This is a genomic window from Pedobacter sp. W3I1, from assembly GCF_030816015.1.
Taxonomy (GTDB): domain Bacteria; phylum Bacteroidota; class Bacteroidia; order Sphingobacteriales; family Sphingobacteriaceae; genus Pedobacter.
On the sequence record NZ_JAUSXN010000001.1, the window covers coordinates 3,159,448 to 3,180,496 of the forward strand.

A 21,049-nucleotide genomic window follows, 5' to 3' on the forward strand; every position below is an offset into this window, starting at 1 on the left:
TAATTAGCCTACTAACATAGTCATTTTGTGGATTAATTTATTTTTAAAAAAACAACAAATAATAGAGAATTTAGGCCCAAAACTCACCTCTAGTTACCGTCATTTCGAGCGCAGTGAAACGCAGCCGAGAAATCTGTCTAGATAGATCTCTCCATTTCGCGACGCTTCAGTCGAGATGACGATTTTTCTATCGAAATTTTTTATGTCAAATATTATTTAAACCAACCTTTGCGCCAAAAATAAATTACCTGAAGAACCGCAATCACAGCCATTACAATCCATGTATACAAATAACCATGCTCGGCGTACAATTCGGGCATATTATCTTTCAGTATTTTTCCGGTTGTAGGGTCTTCCCTACTAAAATTCATCCCGTAAATTCCTGCAATAAAGGTTAATGGAATAAATATGGACGAAATGATGGTCAAAACCTTCATGATCTCGTTCATCCGGTTGCTGATGATCGATAAATTCATATCAATATTGGCAGACGCAATCTCTTTTAGTGATTCTATAAAATCAATGATCTGGATGCAATGATCGTAAGCATCTTTCATGTAGGTTTTAGTCAGGTCGGATATCAATGGACTATCGGTACGGATAATATCGTTCAGTTTATCTCTTTCTGGCCAGGCTACTTTTCTAATTGTAATCAGTGATCTTTTAATGGCTTGCGTATCGTACATAATTCTCCGGTCGGGATGGTCGTAAAGGCGGTCTTCGATTGCATCCAACTCTTCACCCCAAAAATTTAATAAGGTAAAATAGTTATCTACAATTACATCCATTATGGCATACATTAAATAACTGCTTCCGCCAATGCGAATGTTGCCCTTCCCTATTTCCAAACGCTTTCTTACGGGCTCGAAACAATCGGCATAAGTTTCCTGAAAGGTAATTAAAGTGCGTTCAGACAAAATAAAAGAGATCTGATCATTGTTTAAAACATTTTCCTCACCTAAAAACAGGTGCCTGCTTACCGCGAAAATATAGGTATCGTTATCATATTCATCCAATTTAGGGCGCTGATAAGAACTGGTGATATCTTCCAGAACAAGCCTGCTGATGTCTAATTTTGAATATAATGTTTCAAATATGTTCGGATCGGCCAGACCTTTAATATCAAACCAATAACAGAAATCTTTATTCTCAATTAGCTTATCAATGTTATTGATGTTCTCCAGCTCTACTTTTTTATAACTCTTATCATTATAAATATGAAGTACGATTAATGGTTTTAACGCTTCTTCATCAATAGCATATAAACCCGGACTGGTACCTGGGGCAGGAACTTTATAGTGCTTATGGCGGTTACGCGGCTTGTTTTTTCCCATATATTACAAATATAACCGGGCCTGAGGACCCTGATTAAATAACAGATCAACAATGCTTAAGTTGGGTAAAAATTGATGTCTATCTTCAAAAACCTGATAATATGGCTTATTGTTTACAATATCTTCGTCTTTTTTAGGGTTCATGATGGTACGAAAATCCAGCTCTGGAGCGATATCATCAAAATACTCGGGGGTTACTTCGAAGCGTTTGTTCAGCTTTAATTTTTTGCTTAGCCATTCTACCAGTTCGAGGTTATAATCGAAAAGGAATTCAAATTTTTGATTATAAAACCGCGAAAGTTCATCTTCGTAAAACTCAAAATAGGCCGAACTTCTATAACAGCTTTCCAAGCTCAGCCAATGTAATCGTTGCCATTTAAAATCATAACTAATCCGCACATCCTTCATTTGCGTATGTGTTTTTGAACCTTTAACTACCGGAACGGTAATATCCAGTTTTCCATTAGGCGAATAAATACTGGCCCTGTTACGGTAAGTTTGCTTGGCTAAATGCTCATGTTTTTCGATTAAAAAATCCTCTCCAAGTTTTTGTAATAGACTAAAATAGCCCACTGGTGGAAGATAAAATAATGGAAGTATAGCTGTATTCTGCATTGGAAAATTTATGTTTGTAGTTGAAACGTTTTAAAAATAATGATTAAAAGAGGGATTGCGCACGTTGGCGTATTTTTTTTATACCTGTTATCGCTGCTGCTGCCTTTGTCTTTGCTCTTTTTTTTTGCAAGATTACTATATTATCTGCTTTATTACATAATAGGCTATAGAAAAAAAGTTGTCAGACAGAATTTAACACAATCCTTTCCTGAAAAATCACTCACCGAAATTAAGACTATTGAGAAAAAATTTTTTCTGTATCTGGCCGAACTCATTTTCGAAATTATTAAAATGACCAGCATTTCGAGGGCTGAAACTTTAAAACGGGTAAAATTTACGGGTTTGGAGCAACTGGAAACTCATTTTAAAGCGGGAGAAAGTGTACTTGCCTGTACCGGCCATTACGGCAACTGGGAATTGGGCACTTTAGCTTTAGGACTTAGTATCTCTGCCAAAACCATGGTCATTTATAAACCCATTAACAACAAAATTTTTGAAACCTGGTTTGATTGTATGCGTACCAAATATGGTAATGTTTTCATTGCCATGCGACAAACGCTACGCGGTATGGCCACCTATAAAAATGAACCTACACTTTTGTGTTTTGCTAGCGATCAATCTCCCACAAGAGAAGAAACCAAATATTTTGTAAATTTTTTACACCAACAGACTGCTGCGCTTTTGGGCGTAGAAAAAATAGCAAAATCTACTAAAAGACCGATATACTATTTTAAAGTCAGCGTAGTAAAAAAAGGTTATTACCATGTAGAAGTTTTGCCTATGTGCCTCGATCCAGCTAAAATGGATGAGTTCGCGATTACGAATCTGCACTTTAAGTTTTTAGAAGATATTATTAAAGAACAGCCTCAATATTGGCTTTGGAGCCATAAACGCTGGAAATTTAAACCCGAATAAAAAGAATGAACCCATCAGTAGCCGTTGTAATTTTAAACTGGAATGGAAAAGCATATTTAAAGCAATTTTTACCCGTAATTTTGCTTTCAGAGTATGATAATCTGCAAATTGTGGTTGGCGATAATGCCTCCACCGACGATTCTGTTTCATTTTTACAAGAAAACTTTCCTACCGTTAAAATTATCCGGAACGACCAGAATTACGGTTTTGCAGGAGGGTACAACAAGGTTTTAGAACGTGTTGAGGCTGATTATTTTATCTTGCTCAATTCTGATGTGGAGGTAACTTCCAATTGGATAAAGCCGGTAATTGATTTGATGGAAAGCGATGCACAGATTGCAGCAGCGCAACCTAAAATTAAATGGCAGTTAAACAAAAAACAGTTTGAGTATGCAGGTGCAGCCGGAGGTTATCTGGATATCTATTCTTTTCCTTTCTGTCGCGGCAGGCTGTTTAATGTATATGAGTTTGATAATGATCAGTACAATGATACAACAGAAGTTTTTTGGGCAAGTGGGGCGGCATTTTTTATTAAAAGTAAATGCTGGGAAGAAGCCGGAGGTTTAGATGCCGATCTTTTTGCACATATGGAGGAGATAGATCTTTGCTGGCGTTTAAAGAACCTCAATTACAAGATTATGTACTGCCCGGATGCCGAAGTTTACCATGTAGGCGGTGGAACATTGCAAACAGAGAATCCCTTTAAAACCTATCTTAATTTTAGAAACAACCTAATCATCATGCAGAAAAATCTTCCTGCTGGCGATGCCATTTTCCGAATTACGATCAGATTTTTTATTGATTTTATTGCATGGTGGCACTTTTTGCTAACCGGAAAGTCTAAATTTACAATGGCGGTGAGCAAAGGCCACTGGCATTTTCTTAAATCGCTTTCAAAAACAAGCAAAAAGCGAAAAGCCGTTCAAAAAGCATATAGTCAACATACAGGAGTATACAACAATAGCATTGTTTGGGCATTTTTTATTAAGAAGATTAAATATTTCTCGAATTTGAAGTAAGAACCTTGCGTCATTTCGACTGAAGCTCACCGATTTTTCATCGGTAGCGGAATGGAGAATCTTTTTAATTAGCCGTTATAGATTTCTCGACTACGTTGCACTCCGCTCGAAATGACGATCACGGATTTCTTTTGATCTGGAGTCCTGTCAGATGTTGCCATCTGACAGAAATAATAGAATTGATTAAATCAACAAACTTTCAATAGCCAAACGATAACCTTTTATACCAAAACCTGTTAAAACACCTTGACAGTTTTTGCCGGTTAAAGAAACATGTCGATATTCTTCTCTTGAATATATATTTGAAATGTGTACTTCTACTACTGGCGTTTTAATTGCCGCAATCGCGTCAGCAATCGCTACAGAGGTATGTGTATAACCGCCGGCATTTAGTACTACCCCATCATAACTAAAACCAACTTCATGCAGTTTATTAATAATTTCGCCTTCCACATTACTCTGATAATATTCAATTTCAATATCAGGATAAACCGTTTTTAATTCTTTAATATAATCTTCAATACTGGTGCTTCCGTAAATAGATGGCTCGCGAACACCTAATAAGTTTAAGTTTGGCCCGTTAATAATTTGTATTTTCATAATATAATGTTGTAACGTTGCAATGTTATAAAAAATCTTAAATAAAAGCATGCTTTGGCCATCATATATTAAAGGATTTAAATCGTATTTAAAGCTGGAGCGATCGTTATCTGGTAATTCTGTCGAGGCTTACTTGAGTGATATTGACAAATTGAGCCAGTATTTTAAATCTCTAACTAAAGAGCCCAAATTAACTGACGTTGCCATAACTGATCTAAAATCCTTTATCTCCTGGCTGAATGAGTTGGGTATGCAAGCCAGTACACAGGCTCGGGTAATCTCCGGACTAAAAGCTTTCTTCGCCTATTTAATGCTCGAAGATGTGATTTCAAATGATCCTACAACATTGCTTGAAGCACCAAAACTCAGCAGAAAATTGCCCGATACTTTGAATATTTATGAGATCAATAAACTTATAGAGGCCATTGATGCTTCTAAACCCGAGGGGATGCGTAATAAAGCCATTATGGAGGTTTTATATGGCTGTGGTTTACGGGTAACTGAATTAACCGAATTAAGGATCTCGAATCTGTTCCCGAAGATCGAATTTATAAAGGTAATTGGAAAAGGAAATAAAGAGCGTTTAGTGCCCATTGGAAGCGTAGCCTTAAAGCTGCTCGATATTTACATTAACGAAGTTAGGGTGCATGCAAATATTAAAAAGGGGCATGAAGATTTTATCTTTTTGAACCGCTTTGGCGCTAAACTCTCGCGCATTTCGATTTTTAACCTGATTAAAAGCCTGGCAATATCTACCGGATTAAAGAAAACGATTAGTCCGCATACCTTAAGGCATTCGTTCGCTACACATTTAATTGAAGGTGGTGCTGATTTGCGAGCCGTACAAGAAATGTTGGGCCATTCGAGTATTACCACTACAGAAATTTATACACACATTGATAGAGATTATTTAAGAGAGGTGATTACGCAGTTTCATCCGAGATCTTAGTTGAAGAGCAGAAAGACTAAAGCTAAAAGACCAAAGCACCTTTAATGTAATCCGTCGATGCTATAACTCTTCAGTTATAGATCCTGAAACAAATCCGATAACTATCTGATCAGGAGGACGAACGGAGAAAGCTCATACCATTGCTCGGTTACTTCTGACTCCCGACCTCTGACATCGGACTTACAGCTTTAACCATCCTATCCTTCCCTTGCATATCTTGCCTTAACTCAATATCAATAAATCCTTTAGCAGCTAACATTTCAAGAGTTTCATTACCTAAATATTCGTTGATCTCGAAATAAAGGTGTCCGTTAGGTTTTAAGTTTGTTCTTGCAAAATCAGCAATAGCTTTATAAAATATTAATGGGTTTTCATTACTCACAAACAAGGCCAAATGTGGTTCGTACACCAACACATTATTATGCATATCTGCTTTCTCTAAATCCCTGATATAAGGTGGATTACTTACTATGACGTCAAATTTTTCTTCAGTTTTAAAACTCAAAATATCTGCTTCAATAAACTTGATTTTTACACCCAGTTGTTTTGCATTTTGCTTGGCCACAACAATGGCATCGGCAGAAACATCTAAGGCAGATACTTCAGCTTCTGGCAAATGTTTTTTAAGTGTGATGGGAATGCATCCAGAGCCAGTTCCAATATCAAGAATACTGATTTTATGGTTACTGTTAACTGAAAACTGCGAACTGTTATCTGAAATCATCCAATCAACCAATTCTTCTGTTTCTGGCCTCGGGATCAGTACATGTTCGTTGACTTTAAATACAGAGCCGTAAAAATGGGCTTCTTCTAAAATATGTTGAATGGGTTTTCCGATTTGCAAATCATTAAGGATGCTCAAAAGTTTTTGCATATTGATAAAACTGATATCGATATCTTTTTGTATGATCAGTTTACCTGAAGATAAGGCTAAAACCTTTCCGGCAGCAATACTAAATAATGCTTTTGCTTCATTACTATCGTATAATTGCTCAAGTTCTAGTTCGTAATGCTCCGCTAATTCTCCTATCTTCATATTTACAAAATTACTTATTTGAGATGATAACAGATCTCTTTTGATAAGGCCATGACTCTTTTTTTACTACTTTTGCCCTAATGAGCGATGAATTTTATATAAAACGCTGTCTGGACTTAGCCGCCCTGGCTTTGGGAAACGTTAGTCCAAACCCAATGGTTGGCTGTGTTATTGTTGTAGATGGCAAAATTATTGGAGAAGGATATCATCAGGAATATGGAAAATCACATGCCGAAGCCAATGCCGTTAAAGCTGTTTTTGATAAACATGGTAATGAGGCCGAAAATCTATTGAAACAGGCTACCGCTTATGTTAACCTGGAGCCTTGCGCGCATTTTGGCAAAACACCTCCCTGTGCCGATTTATTGGTAAAACACCAATTAAAGAAGGTAGTGATTGGCAATAGAGACCCTTTTTCTGGTGTTGATGGCAAAGGCATCGAGAAACTCAGAAATGCAGGAATTGAAGTGGTGAGTGGGATTTTGGATGATGAATGCCGTTATTTCAACAGAAGATTTTTTACGAGGATCCAAAAGCAAAGGCCATATATTATTTTAAAATGGGCAGAAACCGCGAATGGCTATTTCGCAACAAAAGATGGTCACCAGAAATGGATCAGTGGTGCCTTGGCCAAACGTTTAGCTCATCAATGGCGTAGCGAAGAAGATGCAATCCTGATTGGTAAACAGACTGCCATTATGGATAACCCGCAGTTAACTTCGCGTGAATGGCCCGGTAAAAATCCCATCCGTCTGGTAATCGACAAGAACCTTCAGGTGCCAGTAACCAATCATATTTTTAATGCAGCAGCCAAAACCATTATCTTTAATGAGGTTAAAACTGATGTCATAGCGAATATCCATTATATCCAAATGGAGGATATGCACTTTTATTTAGCGCAAAAAATTGCTTTTCAGCTTTATCTGATGGATATACAATCGGTAATTATTGAAGGTGGCGCCAATATTTTAAATCAATTTTTAAGTACTAATCTATGGGATGAAGCACGTATTTTTACTTCATCTACCAGCTGGAGCGAGGGTGTTTCTTCTCCAAATATTAATGGAAATCTGCAGGAAGCAGTACAAATTGGAAATGACAAACTCTCTATCTATCTAAACGACATCAAATAAATGATTTACATTATTTTAAGCATTTGCTGTAGTGTTACTGTAGCCGTTTTATTAAAGCTGGCCAAGCGGTACCAAATCAGTATCATTCAAGCCGTTACCATCAATTACCTTGCTGCATTAAGCTTTTGTTTTCTTTTTTTTAAGCCCGATGTTAAACTAATCACCTCTACCGCACCATGGCCAATTTATATTGCCTTGGCTATCCTGTTGCCGTCGATATTTTTATTCCTTGCAGCATCGGTAAAAAATCTTGGCATTGTTAAAACCGATATCGCACAACGTTTATCACTATTTATCCCGATACTGGCAGCTTATTTTATCTTTAAAGAAGATTTTAATAACCTGAAGATTATTGGTCTGGCGATCGGTTTTGTGGCTATTTTCTTAACCTTTCTTCGGAAATCTGATCAAAAAGAAAGCAGTAAAGGAAGCCTGCTTTATCCCATTATGGTTTTCGTCGGTTTTGGGGTAATCGATGTTCTTTTTAAACAAATTGCATTATATAAAGAATTGCCTTATACCACTTCGCTTTTTACTGTTTTTTGCCTGGCTTTTATTGTTTCATTGCTGATCGTAATTTCGATGGTGCTGGCCGGCAAAATAAAAATACAGATGGTAAATGTGCTTTGTGGATTCATTTTAGGCTTTTTCAATTTTGGGAATATCCTTTTTTACATGAAGGCCCATAAAGCATTGGCCGAAAATCCATCTACCGTTTTTGCAGCTATGAATTTAGGAGTAATTATTGCAGGTACCTTAATTGGAGTAATTGTATTTAAAGAAAAACTAAGTAAATTAAATTACGCAGGTATAATTTTGGCAATTGCAGCCGTTATCTTCATTACACTATCACAGAATGCTGTTCGATGATTCATATAAAACCATCGAAAGTACTTCAGAAGGTATATTTCGGGATAAAGGCAGCAAATTTATTGCTTATGCCTACCCTATCCATAGTGAATTAGAAATAAAGCCGATTATTACCAAACTTCGTGCAGAACATGTTAAGGCCAATCATTTTTGTTATGCTTATCGCCTGACACCTGACCGGTCTGTTTTTAGGGTTAATGATGATGGCGAACCTTCGGGTACTGCGGGCAGGCCAATCCTAAACTGTTTATTATCAGAAGACCTGACTAATATCCTAATTGTGGTAGTACGTTATTTTGGCGGTACATTACTTGGCGTACCTGGTTTAATTAATGCATATAAAACCGCTAGTATAGAAGCAATTAATGCATCTACCATTATTAACAAAACGGTTAACGATGTTTACGAAGCGCATTTCGAATACCTGCAAATGAACGAGGTGATGAAATTGAGTAAAGAAGAAAACTTGCTGATCTTAGGACAACAATTTGATATGGATTGTATATTGAAATTTGAAGTGAGAAAAGCACAACTCAATCAGGTTTTAAGTAAATTTGATAAAATTGAGGGTGTTAAATTAAAATACCTGGAAACGATTTAATAACCACAGATTAAAAGAGTGAACACCGATAAAATCTACGTTGATCAGCGGGCAAGATAAACCAAATATGAAAATATCCGAAAGCGACTTAATTATCAATCCTGATGGCAGCATATACCATCTAAACCTTTTACCAGGTGATATTGCTGATACTATAATTACCGTTGGCGATCCTGACCGCGTTGGCGAGGTAAGTAAATATTTCGATAAAATAGAATTTAAAAAAGGCAAACGCGAATTTATTACCCACACGGGTTATTTAGGTAAAAAACGCGTTACCGTGCTCTCAACAGGGATTGGTACCGATAATATTGATATCGTTTTCAATGAATTAGATGCATTGGTTAATGTTAATTTTGAAACCCGTGAAATTAAAAAAGAGCTTACCTCATTAAATATGATCAGAGTGGGTACCTCTGGTGCTGTTCAGCCGGATATTCCAATGGGAACGATTTTGGCTTCCTCTTATGGCTTAGGGATGGATGCTCTAATGAATTACTATCTCCAGCAATTATCTGGTGATGAGCAGCTTTTAATGGATGATATTAAGGCCCATTTTGGTCACCTTAAAAATATGAACCCCTATTTAACTGCTGCCGACGAAGGCCTGTTAAATACCATTGGCAAAGATATGGTTCATGGTATCACCATTACAGCGCCTGGCTTTTATGCTCCACAGGGTAGAATTGTACGTGCTAAAAACGCGGTTCCCGATTTTATTAGCTTGATTAACAGTTTTAAGAGTAACCAATACCGGATTACTAATTTAGAGATGGAAACTGCCGGAATTTATGCTTTAGCTAAGGTTTTGGGCCATAAAGCACTTTCTATTAATGCCATTCTAGCCAGCAGGATAAAATTTGAATTTAGCAAAGAACCGAATAAAATAGTAGAACAAGCTATAAAAATGGTACTTGAAAGGATTTAGTTATGGCGGAGTCATCACTAATATTAACTTAAATGTTCTAAGATGTCTCAGATGGTCAAAAATAAGCCCAGCGCGCACAAACCTCTAAAACATGAATTTATACAAAAAAAAGAAGTGTCAGATGGCAACATCTGACACCACGGAATATTTTTATACTGTTGGTATTGTTTCTTTCACCAATTCATTACCTTCGGCATCTAAATAAGTACAAGTCATCTCATCCAGATCAGCTACCCATTTTTCAACACCCGCATCTGCCGCTTGCTTGCAAAATGTAAAATAATCAGTTTCTCCCTCCTGGTGTATTTTCAACGCATGCGCCAATTTATCAGAAGAAGATGCAGTGTTGATCGTCAGTGTTGGATATTCATCAGGACTTACTTGTTGAGCATTATCTTCATCATCAAAATAAATCGATAAGCCGTTTGATACGTAAACATCGTTCCGCTTAACACCCATTTCCTTAATTTCTTTTATAAACTGAGGAAAATCTGCACCAGTTTTAATTTTTGATTCTGCTGCCTGGATGTTTTCGATCGTGAACATAAATTATCTGTTTAATGAAACTTTGTAAATTGTTGTTTGCGTGTACAGGCCATCTGGTCTTAAAATGGTACTAGGAAATGTTGGAATATTAACGGCATTTGGATGGTGTTGTGTTTCTACACAAAAAGCATCATAACTATCATAATCTTTTCCATCTTTGCCGTTCTTTACCCCTAAATATTTCGCTGTGTACAAATGGGCTACCGGTTCTGTAGTGTATACGCTTAAAACTAAACCGCTTTCCTCTTCAATTGTTTTACTAGCCAGCGATAAATCGCCATAGATCTTATCCAAAACGAAAGTTTGATCATAGCCTTCATCCTCATTCCAATCCTGCCCTATCGCTTTAGATTTGATAAAATCCAAAGGAGTACCTTCAACAGGGATCAATTTACCTGTTACCGAATAATTATCATCTTGCTCTAAATAATTTGAAGCAAAAATCTGTTGTTTATGGTTTTTGATATTTCCACCCTCAGGAGCCAGATTAAAATAACTATGGTGTGTTAAGTTTATGGCTGTAGCTTTATCCGTTTCTGCTTCATAACTTAAAATCAATTCATCATTTTCAGTAAGTTCGAAAGTTAAATCAACAATCAGGTTCCCAGGAAAATTTTCCTCTCCATCTATACTTTCATATTGCAGGGTAACCGAAGATTGTGGTCCATCATTAATTTCAACAATATCCCAAACTTTTCTATCAAAGCCAACTATACCTCCATGCAGTGTATCGGTACCGGCATTTTGTGCCAACTGATAGGTTTCATCATCAATAATGAATTTTCCATTTTTTATGCGGTTGGCATATCGGCCAATGATAGCACCAAAATAAGGGTAGTTTGCCAAATAAGCCGGATTGAGGTATTCGTCAAATGTATCGAAACCAAGAACGATATCCTGTTTTTCGCCTTTGGCATTCTTAACTACAAATTTGTTGATAATGGTACCATAATTGAATATTTTGACATAAGTGCCTTTGCTATTGGTGAGTTCGATTGCGATAACTTCTTCGCCATCAATAATTTTTCCGGTAGGTATTTGCTGAACGCTCATAAATTGTAACTTAGGGCTTTTGTTTCGTAAACAAACATACTATTATTAATGCTTTTTATAAATATATTTTAGCCAAATGAACATTAACCTACAGGAAAAATTTGCCGGGCAATACCATAAAAAAGCTGATGCCATTTATTTTACACCTGGGCGGGTTAACCTCATTGGGGAACATATTGATTATAATGGCGGTTTGGTTATGCCTTGTGCCATTACCTTAGGAACATGGGTAGCCATTGCCCCGAATAACGAGAGCAGATTTAGGTTTAAAAGTCTAAACTTCGATGTTCAAACGGCGGTAGCAAGCAATACTATAAACGAAAAAGATGGTAGCTTATGGGCAAATTACCCCATCGGCGTAATTAATGAATTTATTAAGGATGGAAAAATAATTAAAGGACTGGATTTTCTATTTTATGGAAACATTCCAATCGGTTCTGGTTTATCTTCTTCAGCTTCTATAGAAATAGCCACTGCTTATGCATTAAATAATTATTTCAATCTGGGTTACGACAAGCTTGAACTGGTTAAAATAGCGAAACGTGTAGAGAACGATTTTATCGGCCTAAATTCGGGTATTATGGATCAGTTTGCCGTTGCTTTTGGAGAAAAAAACAAAGCCATTGTGTTAGATTGTGAAACCTTAAAATACAAAATGGTTGATGTTGATCTCGGTAATTATGTTTTGGCCATCATTAATACCAATAAACCACGCGAATTGACTGATTCTAAGTATAATGAACGTGTTGCAGAATGCCAAACGGCATTAAAACTATTAAACGAAGAAATAAACCTTCATTATCTTTGCGAATTAACCGCTGAGAAATTTGCGCTTCACAGTCATGTAATAACAGATAAAACGATCTTAAATCGTGCTACGCACGTAGTTAAAGAAAATGATCGTGTTCATTTAGCGGCTAAAGCATTAAATGGAGGAAACCTGGAAGAGTTTGGCCGCCTGATGTACGCCTCGCACGAATCGTTAAGAACGCTCTATGAAGTAAGTGGAAAAGAACTGGATGCATTAGTAGATTTTTGCACAGATTATGAGCATGTAATCGGTGCCCGTATGACGGGTGCCGGATTTGGTGGTTGTGCAATAGCTTTGTTAGAGAAAGGCTTTGAAGAAGACTTTGCAAAACATTTAACTGATTATTACGTCGATCAGATCGGCTACCCTGCTGCCATTTACATTAGTGAAATAGGCAATGGTCCATATTTAATAACAAATGCCCAAGGATAAACATAGTTCCGAAATTACATCCAATCGGTGTAATCCCTCCATCTGTGTAATCCTTTTAAAAAAATAATGAGAAAATTAAAATTAGACGAATTAAACCGTGCGGATATTGAAGCGTTTAAAGCACAGGAAAAGCTACCTGTGGTAGTGGTTTTGGATAATGTCCGCAGTATGCATAATGTAGGTTCGGTTTTCCGTACAGCAGACGGATTTGCGTTAGAAAAAGTGATACTTTGTGGTATTACCGCTCAACCACCGCACCGCGAAATTGAGAAGACAGCATTAGGCGCTACGCAATCTGTTGATTGGATTCATTATACCGATACTTTGCAGGCCGTTGATGCCTTAAGGGCTTTGGGTTACGAGATTGTTGCAATAGAACAAGCTGAAAACAGCACCATGCTGAACACTTTCCAGCCCGATCCGGGTAAAAAATATGCATTGATCTTTGGGAACGAAGTTGATGGCGTGAGCGATGAAGTAATGGCCAAAATTGATGAGTGTATCGAAATCCCTCAGTTTGGAACTAAACATTCTTTTAATATTGTAATTTCTGCCGGTATTGTTTTTTGGGATTTCTTCGCTAAATTGAGGCTGTAACCCGCCTATTTAACCGCAAAGAACGCAGAGAAAAGGGCGCGAAGAACACAGAGTCATGAGATGCAATAAAAAAAAGAAGAAAACATTTTCGTGTTTTTCCGTGAATCCGTGGCTATTTTTTTAACCACAAAGAACACAGAGAAAAGGCGCGAAGAACACAGAGTCATCCGATGCAATAAAAAAAAGAAGAAAACATTTCCGTGTTTCTCCATGAATCCATGGCTAAAATTTAACTTATAAAATGGAAAATTTATTCTTAAAAAAACTTCAGGTAAAACCTGGTAACGTGATTAAGGTAGCTAATGCTCCAGAGCAAGCGGGTGCTATATTTGGCGATATCCCTTCAAATATTATAATAAAATATGATGAGGAAGAAGCTGAGTTTAATGTATTAATCGCTTTCACCCTCAACAAAGATCTGCTCGATCAGCAGATTAAAAAGAACCTTAAATATATTGATGCTAAAAGTATTATTTGGATCTTTTATCCTAAGAAAACGTCAAAGATTAAATCTGATCTGGATCTGATGAAAAGCTGGGAAGAACTGAATACTTTCGGTTTAACGCCATGTGCATCGGCAGCAGTAAACGAAACCTGGACTGCTCTGCGTTTAAAACTCATTTCTGAAGTCAAACCATCCGGAATGAGGAATGACCACATTAAAACCAATGAGTTTGGCGAATATATTGATCCGGTGAATAAAACTGTTAAACTTCCTGAGGATTTAAAGATCCTTTTGGAAAGCCATCCTAAAGCATTCGATTACTTTAACCAACTCGCTTACACCCACAGGAAAGAATATGTACTCTGGATTTTATCTGCAAAACAGGAAAAAACGCGTACAAGCAGGCTCGAAAAAACCTTAGAGATGTTATTAAATAATAAGAGAAATCCGTCAGACGAGTAGAATTACAACTACAATAAATGGACCTGAATTTAATTTCTGTATAGAATACTATACAGAAATTATGTGAATCTTAAATACAAAGTAACTTTTTTGTGAAATAATTTTACCCTCCTAATCTTCTGATAACATGCTATTTGTAAGAAAAATTATGCTTTTGGCAGGATTTTTTCTTAGTCAGTTCAAAACAGTATGATATAAAAACTGTTAAGAGACTAATATTTACAAAATAGAAAAACATGAATACAAGATTTACTAAATCAACAATGTTGATTGCTTTATTGGGTTTATCATCACAGTTATTTGCACAGGAAACACCAACCACCTCTACTACAACTGGTACCAGGTTTGGAGAAAAATCTTTTCGTACCTGGAGCGTAGGTGTACATGGAGGCATACTTTCTCCTAACACCATTTTCGGTTCGGGAAGTGTTACCGCAAAAGAATTCAAAAGTATCGGTTACGGAGCAAATGTTAGAAAACAGATTTTGCCATCTTTAGGTTTGCAGGCAGATTTTTTAAGAGGTAACATTAAATCGACTAACGGAACTACTGATTTTCAACAAAGTGTTGAATGGTCTGGCGCATTAACTGCGGTTTTTAACGTTGCTAATATCAACATCAATAACGAAAATGCAGTTTTAATCCCATATTTAAAAGGTGGTGCTGGTTATATGTCATCTGATTATAGTACAAGTGGTGCTATAGTAAGCGAAAGTAATAACAGAGAAGGTTGGTTTATCCCGGTTGGTGCGGGTGTTAAATTAGGTGTTGCAAAAGGAATCAATATTGATTTGGGTTATGATGTTAATTTCATTAAATCTCCTGAATCTTTACCGAAAAGCAGATTTGCCTATGCACACGCAGGTTTAGAATTTGCATTGGGTAGCAAAGAAAAACCTCAACTACAAAACTACAGCTCATTGGCTAACCTACGTAAACAAAGCGCTGAAGAAAGTGCTGAGTTAAGAAGCGCATTATCTACTGCTGAGCAAAACGCACAACGCGACAGAGATCAATATGCTAAAGATCTAGGCGATGATGATAATGATGGTGTAGCCAACAAATTTGATAAATGCCCAGGTACTGCATCAGGTACAGTTGTTGATGGTTCTGGTTGCCCAATTAAAGTTCAACGTGAAGTAATTAAAGAAACTAGAGTAATTACTGAAGCTGACCGTAAAGTGGTTAAAGATGCGATTTCTAACTTAGAATTCGATTTAGGTAAATCAACTATTCGTTCTAAATCATTTGCTACTTTAAACCGAGTTGCTGGTTTATTGGTAGAGAAAAACTTTAGCTTAAAATTAGCTGGTCATACTGATAATACTGGTGGTAGAGAATTAAACTTACGTTTATCTAAAGACAGAGCAGAATCAGTAAAAGCTTATTTAGTATCTCAAGGTGCAAACGCATCAAGAATTGAAGCTACAGGCTACGGACCTGACCAACCAATTGCAACAAACAAAACTGCAGCTGGTCGTCAACAAAACCGTCGTGTAGAGTTTACTTTATACTAATGTTAAATAACGGTCAATAAAAAAAGCTCCTCAGATTTAATTCTGAGGAGCTTTTTTTATATGTTAAAATCGTCATCCTGAACTTGTTTTCAGGATCTTTATTGGCGGAATAGACCCTGAAATAAATTCAGCGTGACGCCCGTCGTTAAGACAACCCCTTTTTATTCTTATAAGTCATTTTAGCTTTTGTGCCAGCGCTATAATTGTAATTTTTCAAATTGCTGGCCTTCTTTTCGTGAAAAGCAGCACCACGTTCGGAAGTTTCATCTTCTTCAGCAACCTTTTTTTTCTTTGGTTTGGCAGCTGCATCAACTACTTTCAAATCTTCAGGCAACTCCATCACCTCTAATTTCTGACCAATAGCCTGCTCAATTTTTTTTACCTCAATCAATTCGATATCGGTAGAAAAAGTAATGGCCACCACATCTTCATTGCCATGTTTAACAATACGTTGGATTAAGATTTCTTTCTGCTCTGGCAATTCAAAGTGCAGGATAAAAGGAATTCCTTCAATATTAAGTTCTCCTAAATTCTCGTTGGCTACAATTAAAACTCTTGCCTCTGGATTATCTTTAAAGTCTTCAATATCATCATAGCCTTTATCATCAAAAAACAAAGAGCGATAAATGCTAATCTCACCTTCTTTATGCTGATTAAAGTTTTTGTAAACTGTTTGTGCGGTTAAACGTGTATTTACAAAAACCACAACTTTATCAAAAACCTCGGTATCGTTTAATAATAAGGTTAACAGGTTAAGCTTGGTTCTGAAATTAGGCACCAGATAAAGCATCTGCTGATAAACTTCCGCTTGTTTTTCGCCAATTTCATCTACCTCAATAGTTGTAGTAGAATCTTTCATGAAAGGCGAAATCATTAGATTCAATTTCTCGTGCATTACTTCAGTAAACACCACATGCTGAGATTTATATGCACTGTTGGCCAATTCTACTACTGGCAACTGTAAACCTTTTTTAACAATAAGCTCTGCATTATCTACAATAAACAATTGAATCTTATTGGTATTTAAGGCTAATTTTAAATATAAAGCACGTGCCCGATCGGGTACCGCAACGATAATATCAACACCATCGGTTATTTCGTTCATCTGTGTATCAACAGCACCTCGGCTATCAATCCCCAAAATTCTGAAAGAATTGTTACGGTTCAATAATTTAAATTGTTCCAAAACATGGTCTACGTGTTCTGCATCAGGCACTAAGATTAAGGCCCTTGGTGCTTCCTCAAAAGCGTACTTCAACTTCATTAAAGTAGCTAAAACATAAGTTGTTGTTTTTCCCGAACCCTCCGGTCCCACCGCTATAACATCTTGTCCACCTAAAATGCGCGACATTGTTCTGGTTTGGATTTCTTTTGGTGTTAAAAATCCTGCATCAGTCATGGCCGCTACAAGTGGTTTGCTAAGTTTTAATTTATCTAAAGACACAATTACTATTTTAATATTTGAACTGCAAATATCCTTAAAATAATTAGCTTTTCTGAAATTGAATTTAAAGGCTTGTAAATGGATGTGGTAAGTTCCTGACAGCTGTAGTCATTCCACCACTTTATCCTAAGAAAATCAGGTTCATTTCTTTTAGGATTATTTGTTTACGTTTGAATTTTTGCTAAAAAGCGATGCAGTAAAAAAATTATTTTACTGAAAATGAATTAGTTGAAATATTTATCAAAATAAAATCTACTAATTCTATAGATATTATATACTTATTTCTATATTTGCTCAACGTTAATCATTAACAAAAATATGTTGAACAATTAAATGCTAAAATCATGTCGATTTATTTTCAATACCCGGCTATAGATGAATATTCGAAACTCATTTATCCGTTGCAAACAGAAAAAGTTGAGCCCCAGCTTCTAAAGGATGAAGATAGCATAAATAAAGAACAGATTTTAGAATTAAGAGATTATTTGGCGTTAAAGCAATTATAAAAACAAGGCCAGTTGACCGATAGGAAGGTTGGAGTTTCATAAACTCTTTACAATGGTTCGAATCCATTACTAGGCCGCAAAGTGTATCTCATAGCACTTTCTCCTGATTCTGCTCAATCAGGCAAGATTTGGTTATCTTATATTTGTTTTGTTGTTAGCAAAGGCTATCCGCGATGGGTAGCCTTTACCTTTTACCTAGGTGCAGTCATCCTAAGCGCAACGTATGGATTCTATCAGCATCCTATCTTTAATTAATTAGAAGCGCAGTTTCAGTGCTTATAGTGAAGGGTTGCTCCTGCTGTCCACTCTAATCTTTTTGGAAAAGCTTTCGAAATACAATACAACGGAACCAAAAAGTATTTCCGTTTCCATCATGGCTATTTAGCAGATACAGTGATTTAAAAAGTTATTTCACATGCAATGAATATGATAAGGTTTATTTTTTTTCAAAAATCTCAAAACTTTTTATTTCATTTTGGGTTATTTATATAATTCACATTATACTAATCTTTTACAGATTAATTTGTTTGGTTTAAAAAAGGGATTTATGGATATAAATCCCTTTTCTTTTATGCAAAAATTTTAAATCATATCTTAGTCCAATCAATATCACAATACTTTAGATGAACAGAAAACATTTCCTTTCTTCGTTTATTGCAGCCACAACTGTACTTCCTGCTTTTAAAACTCTGGCCAATACCGTAGAAAATGAAAGTTCATCATTTAAAGCACCTCCCTATTTAAAACCTGGTGATAACATTGGGATTACAAGTCCAGCAGGGTACATTACGCTGGAACAGATCCAGCCTTCAGTTTTACAAATGCAAAGTTGGGGATTTAGCATAAAAGTTGGCGATACAATCGGCAAACGAGATTTTACCTATGGTGGAACGGATGAAGAGCGGTTAGCTGATTTTCAGCAGATGCTTGATGACCCAACAATCAAAGCTATTATGTGTGCTCGTGGTGGTTATGGTTTTGTACGGATAATCGATAAACTGGATTTCTCTTTATTTAAAAGAAAGCCAAAATGGATTATCGGTTTTAGTGATATCACCGTTTTGCACTGTCATTTGGCCAAAAATTATGGTATTGCCTCTATCCACTCCAAAATGTGTAATAGTTTTCCTGATGATTGGAGTAAAGCTGAACCAATACAGATTGAAACAATTCTATCTATAAAAAATGCTTTAATTGGTGAGCAAATGGGTTACACCGCTCCTATTAACATGAATAACCGGCAAGGAAAAGTTGATGGCATTTTAGTGGGCGGAAACCTAAGTATTATTGAAACTTTAGCAGGCAGTGATTCTGATTTGGATACAAAAGGAAAAATACTTTTCATAGAAGATACTGGCGAATACCTTTATAGTATTGATAGAATGTTGTGGAACCTAAAACGCAGCGGCAAACTGAAACATCTAAAGGGATTAATCGTTGGTGGTTTTAAAGTTAAACCTGATGATGTTGGCGAAGAATTTGGCAAAACCATTTATGATAGCGTTTTGGAAAAAGTAAAGGAATACACCTATCCTGTTGCTTTTGATTTCCCGGTTGGTCACCAACGAAACAACTTCGCATTAAAATGTGGTGTAAACCATACCTTAATTGTAAACGAAACCGGCTCGGTATTACGAACGGTTTAGCCTATTTACCATTCGTATTTTCGTCATCTCGACTTGAACGCAGTGGAATGGAGAGATCTACCTCGATAGATTTCTCGGCTGCGTTGCACTCCGCTCGAAATGACGAGCTTTATCATGGTCAAAATAACATACAAACCTACTCTTTCTGTTAAAACTCAAAACTGACTAATCTCAAAGTTTTAAGCTTTCATCTCAGCATTTACCCCTTTGGTCTCAATTGTAAAAACGCGGCCCTTATCGGATATATTTTTGTGTTCAATAGTTCTAAAGACACAAAATTTATTCGCCATGCGCAGATACATCAAATATATTGTCATACTCATTTTGCTTGTAGCGACTTATACAGCCAAAGCTCAGGAAATTCCAAAAGTATGGGATTTAAAAACCGCTATTGAATATGCCAAAGAAAAAAACATCAGTATTAATACTTTAAAACTGAGTTCTCAAACAGCTGAACAGGAATTAATTGCATCAAAATCTGCTGTGCTTCCAAATTTAACCGGAAACGTATCGCAGGCTTTAACCAATTACAAATCTGGTTTACAAAATACCAGTGGCTTCGGCTTAAGTTCAGACATCACTCTGTACAATGGAAGTTATCTAAAAAATGATATTAAGGCTAAAGAATTAAACTTGCAAACAGCAAACTTATCGGTTGAGGCCGCTAAAAATGACATTACCATCTCCATTACACAAGCCTATCTGAATATTTTACTGGCCAGAGAGAATATCACCTATTTAAAAGATCTGCTGACTACCAGTGAAGCACAGGTTAAACAATCAGAACAACAATTTAAGTTTGGAACCATTGCTAAAAAAGACCTTTTACAGTTACAAGCAACTTATGCCAACGATAAATATACTTTAGTTACAGCTCAAAACACTTTACAGCAGAACATATTAACACTAAAACAACTGCTGCAATTACCAACAAGCACTGCTTTCGAAGTAAGCACTACCGATACGGTTTCGGTGACTCCGGCATTAGACAATTTAGCGTCAGCACAGGATAAAGCATTGCGTACCCGTCCGGAAATTAAAAGTGGCGAATTAAATATTCAGCTTCAAACAACAGAATTGGCCAAAGCAAATTAAAAATCAACCATACGCCCAACCTTGAGTTTAGGTGGATCACTGAATACAGGTTACAATAATAATAGTATCGGAGGTTATGGCTATCAATTGAATAATAGCTTTTATCAAAACATAGGCCTAACGCTTTCCATCCCAATTTTCGATAGAAGGGTAACGAAAACCAATGTTGCTAAAGCAAACATTAGTATTGAGCAGGCCCGCCTATCGCTTTTAGATACCAAAACAACATTAACACAAAATGTAGAACGCGCATATATCAATGTGCAAAATGCAAACAGCCAATATGCTGCTGCACAAGAGCAGTTTAATTACACTAGTGAAGCGCTAAGAATTTCAAATGCAGCCTTAAAAGAAGGCACCAATAACATTGTAGAAAATCTCCAACAGAAAAACCTGTATGTACAAGCTTTACAAGCATTTGTTCAGGCAAAATATACTGCAAATCTATACACCAAGATTTATAATTTTTACACTGGAATCCCTATAACTAACTAA

22 protein-coding genes are annotated in these 21,049 nt (G+C 36.4%); 15 read left to right on the top strand and 7 right to left on the bottom strand.

All coding sequences use genetic code 11. The features are described from left to right. Window positions 1–212: 212 nt before the first annotated feature. Both corA and QF042_RS13175 read right to left on the bottom strand, forming a co-directional pair. Window positions 213–1,334 (bottom strand): magnesium/cobalt transporter CorA, encoded by a 1,122-nt coding sequence (gene corA / locus QF042_RS13170; RefSeq protein WP_307529061.1) that lies wholly within the window; start codon window positions 1,332–1,334, stop codon window positions 213–215. 3 nt (window positions 1,335–1,337) lie between these two features. Then, a complete protein-coding gene (locus tag QF042_RS13175; RefSeq protein WP_307529063.1) occupies window positions 1,338–1,949 on the bottom strand; it encodes a WbqC family protein in 612 nt (203 codons plus the stop codon). 39 nt (window positions 1,950–1,988) lie between these two features. Here QF042_RS13175 and QF042_RS13180 point away from each other — a divergent pair, with 39 nt between their 5' ends. After that, window positions 1,989–2,864, top strand: coding sequence for a lysophospholipid acyltransferase family protein (locus QF042_RS13180; RefSeq protein ID WP_307529065.1), 876 nt, complete (start codon window positions 1,989–1,991; stop codon window positions 2,862–2,864). A gap of 5 nt (window positions 2,865–2,869) precedes the next feature. After that, on the top strand, window positions 2,870–3,883 hold the full coding sequence (locus tag QF042_RS13185; protein WP_307529067.1) for a glycosyltransferase family 2 protein: 1,014 nt from the start codon (window positions 2,870–2,872) through the stop codon (window positions 3,881–3,883). 183 nt (window positions 3,884–4,066) lie between these two features. Here the strand turns inward: QF042_RS13185 and aroQ are convergent, their stop codons facing one another. Then, entirely contained in the window at window positions 4,067–4,483 is a 417-nt protein-coding gene (gene aroQ / locus QF042_RS13190) for a type II 3-dehydroquinate dehydratase (protein ID WP_307529069.1), read from the bottom strand. Window positions 4,484–4,532: 49 nt separating this feature from the next. Between aroQ and xerD the strand changes: the two genes are divergently transcribed. After that, window positions 4,533–5,432 (top strand): site-specific tyrosine recombinase XerD, encoded by a 900-nt coding sequence (gene xerD, locus QF042_RS13195; protein ID WP_307529071.1) that lies wholly within the window; start codon window positions 4,533–4,535, stop codon window positions 5,430–5,432. Between the two features lie 148 nt (window positions 5,433–5,580). Here the strand turns inward: xerD and prmC are convergent, their stop codons facing one another. Then, window positions 5,581–6,468, bottom strand: a complete 888-nt coding sequence (gene prmC / locus QF042_RS13200) for a peptide chain release factor N(5)-glutamine methyltransferase (protein ID WP_307529073.1) — start codon at window positions 6,466–6,468, stop codon at window positions 5,581–5,583. Between the two features lie 80 nt (window positions 6,469–6,548). On the opposite strand from prmC, the gene ribD reads away from it, so the two are divergent. From ribD to QF042_RS13220, 4 genes are all read left to right on the top strand, one after another. After that, window positions 6,549–7,601, top strand: a complete 1,053-nt coding sequence (ribD, locus tag QF042_RS13205; protein ID WP_307529076.1) for a bifunctional diaminohydroxyphosphoribosylaminopyrimidine deaminase/5-amino-6-(5-phosphoribosylamino)uracil reductase RibD — start codon at window positions 6,549–6,551, stop codon at window positions 7,599–7,601. Continuing rightward, the gene (locus tag QF042_RS13210; RefSeq protein WP_307529079.1) at window positions 7,602–8,471 is read left to right on the top strand and encodes a DMT family transporter; all 870 of its coding nucleotides are present in this window, start codon (window positions 7,602–7,604) and stop codon (window positions 8,469–8,471) included. Beyond that, window positions 8,458–9,072, top strand: coding sequence for a YigZ family protein (locus QF042_RS13215; RefSeq protein ID WP_307529081.1), 615 nt, complete (start codon window positions 8,458–8,460; stop codon window positions 9,070–9,072). The genes QF042_RS13210 and QF042_RS13215 overlap by 14 nt, the downstream gene beginning before the upstream one ends. Window positions 9,073–9,139: 67 nt before the next feature. After that, a complete protein-coding gene (locus QF042_RS13220) occupies window positions 9,140–10,000 on the top strand; it encodes a nucleoside phosphorylase (protein WP_307529083.1) in 861 nt (286 codons plus the stop codon). A gap of 150 nt (window positions 10,001–10,150) precedes the next feature. Here QF042_RS13220 and QF042_RS13225 read toward each other — a convergent pair whose 3' ends face one another. Both QF042_RS13225 and QF042_RS13230 read right to left on the bottom strand, forming a co-directional pair. Next, on the bottom strand, window positions 10,151–10,546 hold the full coding sequence (locus tag QF042_RS13225) for a DUF1398 domain-containing protein (protein ID WP_307529085.1): 396 nt from the start codon (window positions 10,544–10,546) through the stop codon (window positions 10,151–10,153). 3 nt (window positions 10,547–10,549) lie between these two features. After that, on the bottom strand, window positions 10,550–11,599 hold the full coding sequence (locus QF042_RS13230) for an aldose epimerase family protein (protein ID WP_307529087.1): 1,050 nt from the start codon (window positions 11,597–11,599) through the stop codon (window positions 10,550–10,552). Window positions 11,600–11,675: 76 nt separating this feature from the next. Between QF042_RS13230 and QF042_RS13235 the strand changes: the two genes are divergently transcribed. From QF042_RS13235 to QF042_RS13250, 4 genes are all read left to right on the top strand, one after another. Then, window positions 11,676–12,842, top strand: a complete 1,167-nt coding sequence (locus tag QF042_RS13235; RefSeq protein WP_307529089.1) for a galactokinase — start codon at window positions 11,676–11,678, stop codon at window positions 12,840–12,842. Window positions 12,843–12,908: 66 nt separating this feature from the next. Then, the gene (locus QF042_RS13240; RefSeq protein WP_307529091.1) at window positions 12,909–13,439 is read left to right on the top strand and encodes an RNA methyltransferase; all 531 of its coding nucleotides are present in this window, start codon (window positions 12,909–12,911) and stop codon (window positions 13,437–13,439) included. A 241-nt stretch (window positions 13,440–13,680) separates the two neighbouring features. Next, on the top strand, window positions 13,681–14,346 hold the full coding sequence (locus QF042_RS13245; protein ID WP_307529094.1) for a YdeI family protein: 666 nt from the start codon (window positions 13,681–13,683) through the stop codon (window positions 14,344–14,346). A gap of 236 nt (window positions 14,347–14,582) precedes the next feature. Beyond that, a complete protein-coding gene (locus QF042_RS13250; RefSeq protein WP_307529096.1) occupies window positions 14,583–15,863 on the top strand; it encodes an OmpA family protein in 1,281 nt (426 codons plus the stop codon). A gap of 145 nt (window positions 15,864–16,008) precedes the next feature. Here QF042_RS13250 and QF042_RS13255 read toward each other — a convergent pair whose 3' ends face one another. Then, window positions 16,009–17,307, bottom strand: coding sequence for a DEAD/DEAH box helicase (locus QF042_RS13255; RefSeq protein ID WP_307529098.1), 1,299 nt, complete (start codon window positions 17,305–17,307; stop codon window positions 16,009–16,011). A 344-nt stretch (window positions 17,308–17,651) separates the two neighbouring features. Here QF042_RS13255 and QF042_RS13260 point away from each other — a divergent pair, with 344 nt between their 5' ends. The 4 genes from QF042_RS13260 to QF042_RS13275 all read left to right on the top strand — a co-directional run bounded on the left by QF042_RS13260 (window position 17,652) and on the right by QF042_RS13275 (window position 21,049). Next, window positions 17,652–17,813, top strand: coding sequence for a hypothetical protein (locus QF042_RS13260; RefSeq protein WP_307529100.1), 162 nt, complete (start codon window positions 17,652–17,654; stop codon window positions 17,811–17,813). 623 nt (window positions 17,814–18,436) lie between these two features. Next, entirely contained in the window at window positions 18,437–19,459 is a 1,023-nt protein-coding gene (locus QF042_RS13265) for an LD-carboxypeptidase (RefSeq protein ID WP_307529102.1), read from the top strand. Between the two features lie 288 nt (window positions 19,460–19,747). Beyond that, complete coding sequence (locus QF042_RS13270) at window positions 19,748–20,554, top strand: TolC family protein (RefSeq protein WP_307529104.1); 807 nt, start codon at window positions 19,748–19,750, stop codon at window positions 20,552–20,554. A 21-nt stretch (window positions 20,555–20,575) separates the two neighbouring features. After that, complete coding sequence (locus tag QF042_RS13275; RefSeq protein ID WP_307529106.1) at window positions 20,576–21,049, top strand: TolC family protein; 474 nt, start codon at window positions 20,576–20,578, stop codon at window positions 21,047–21,049.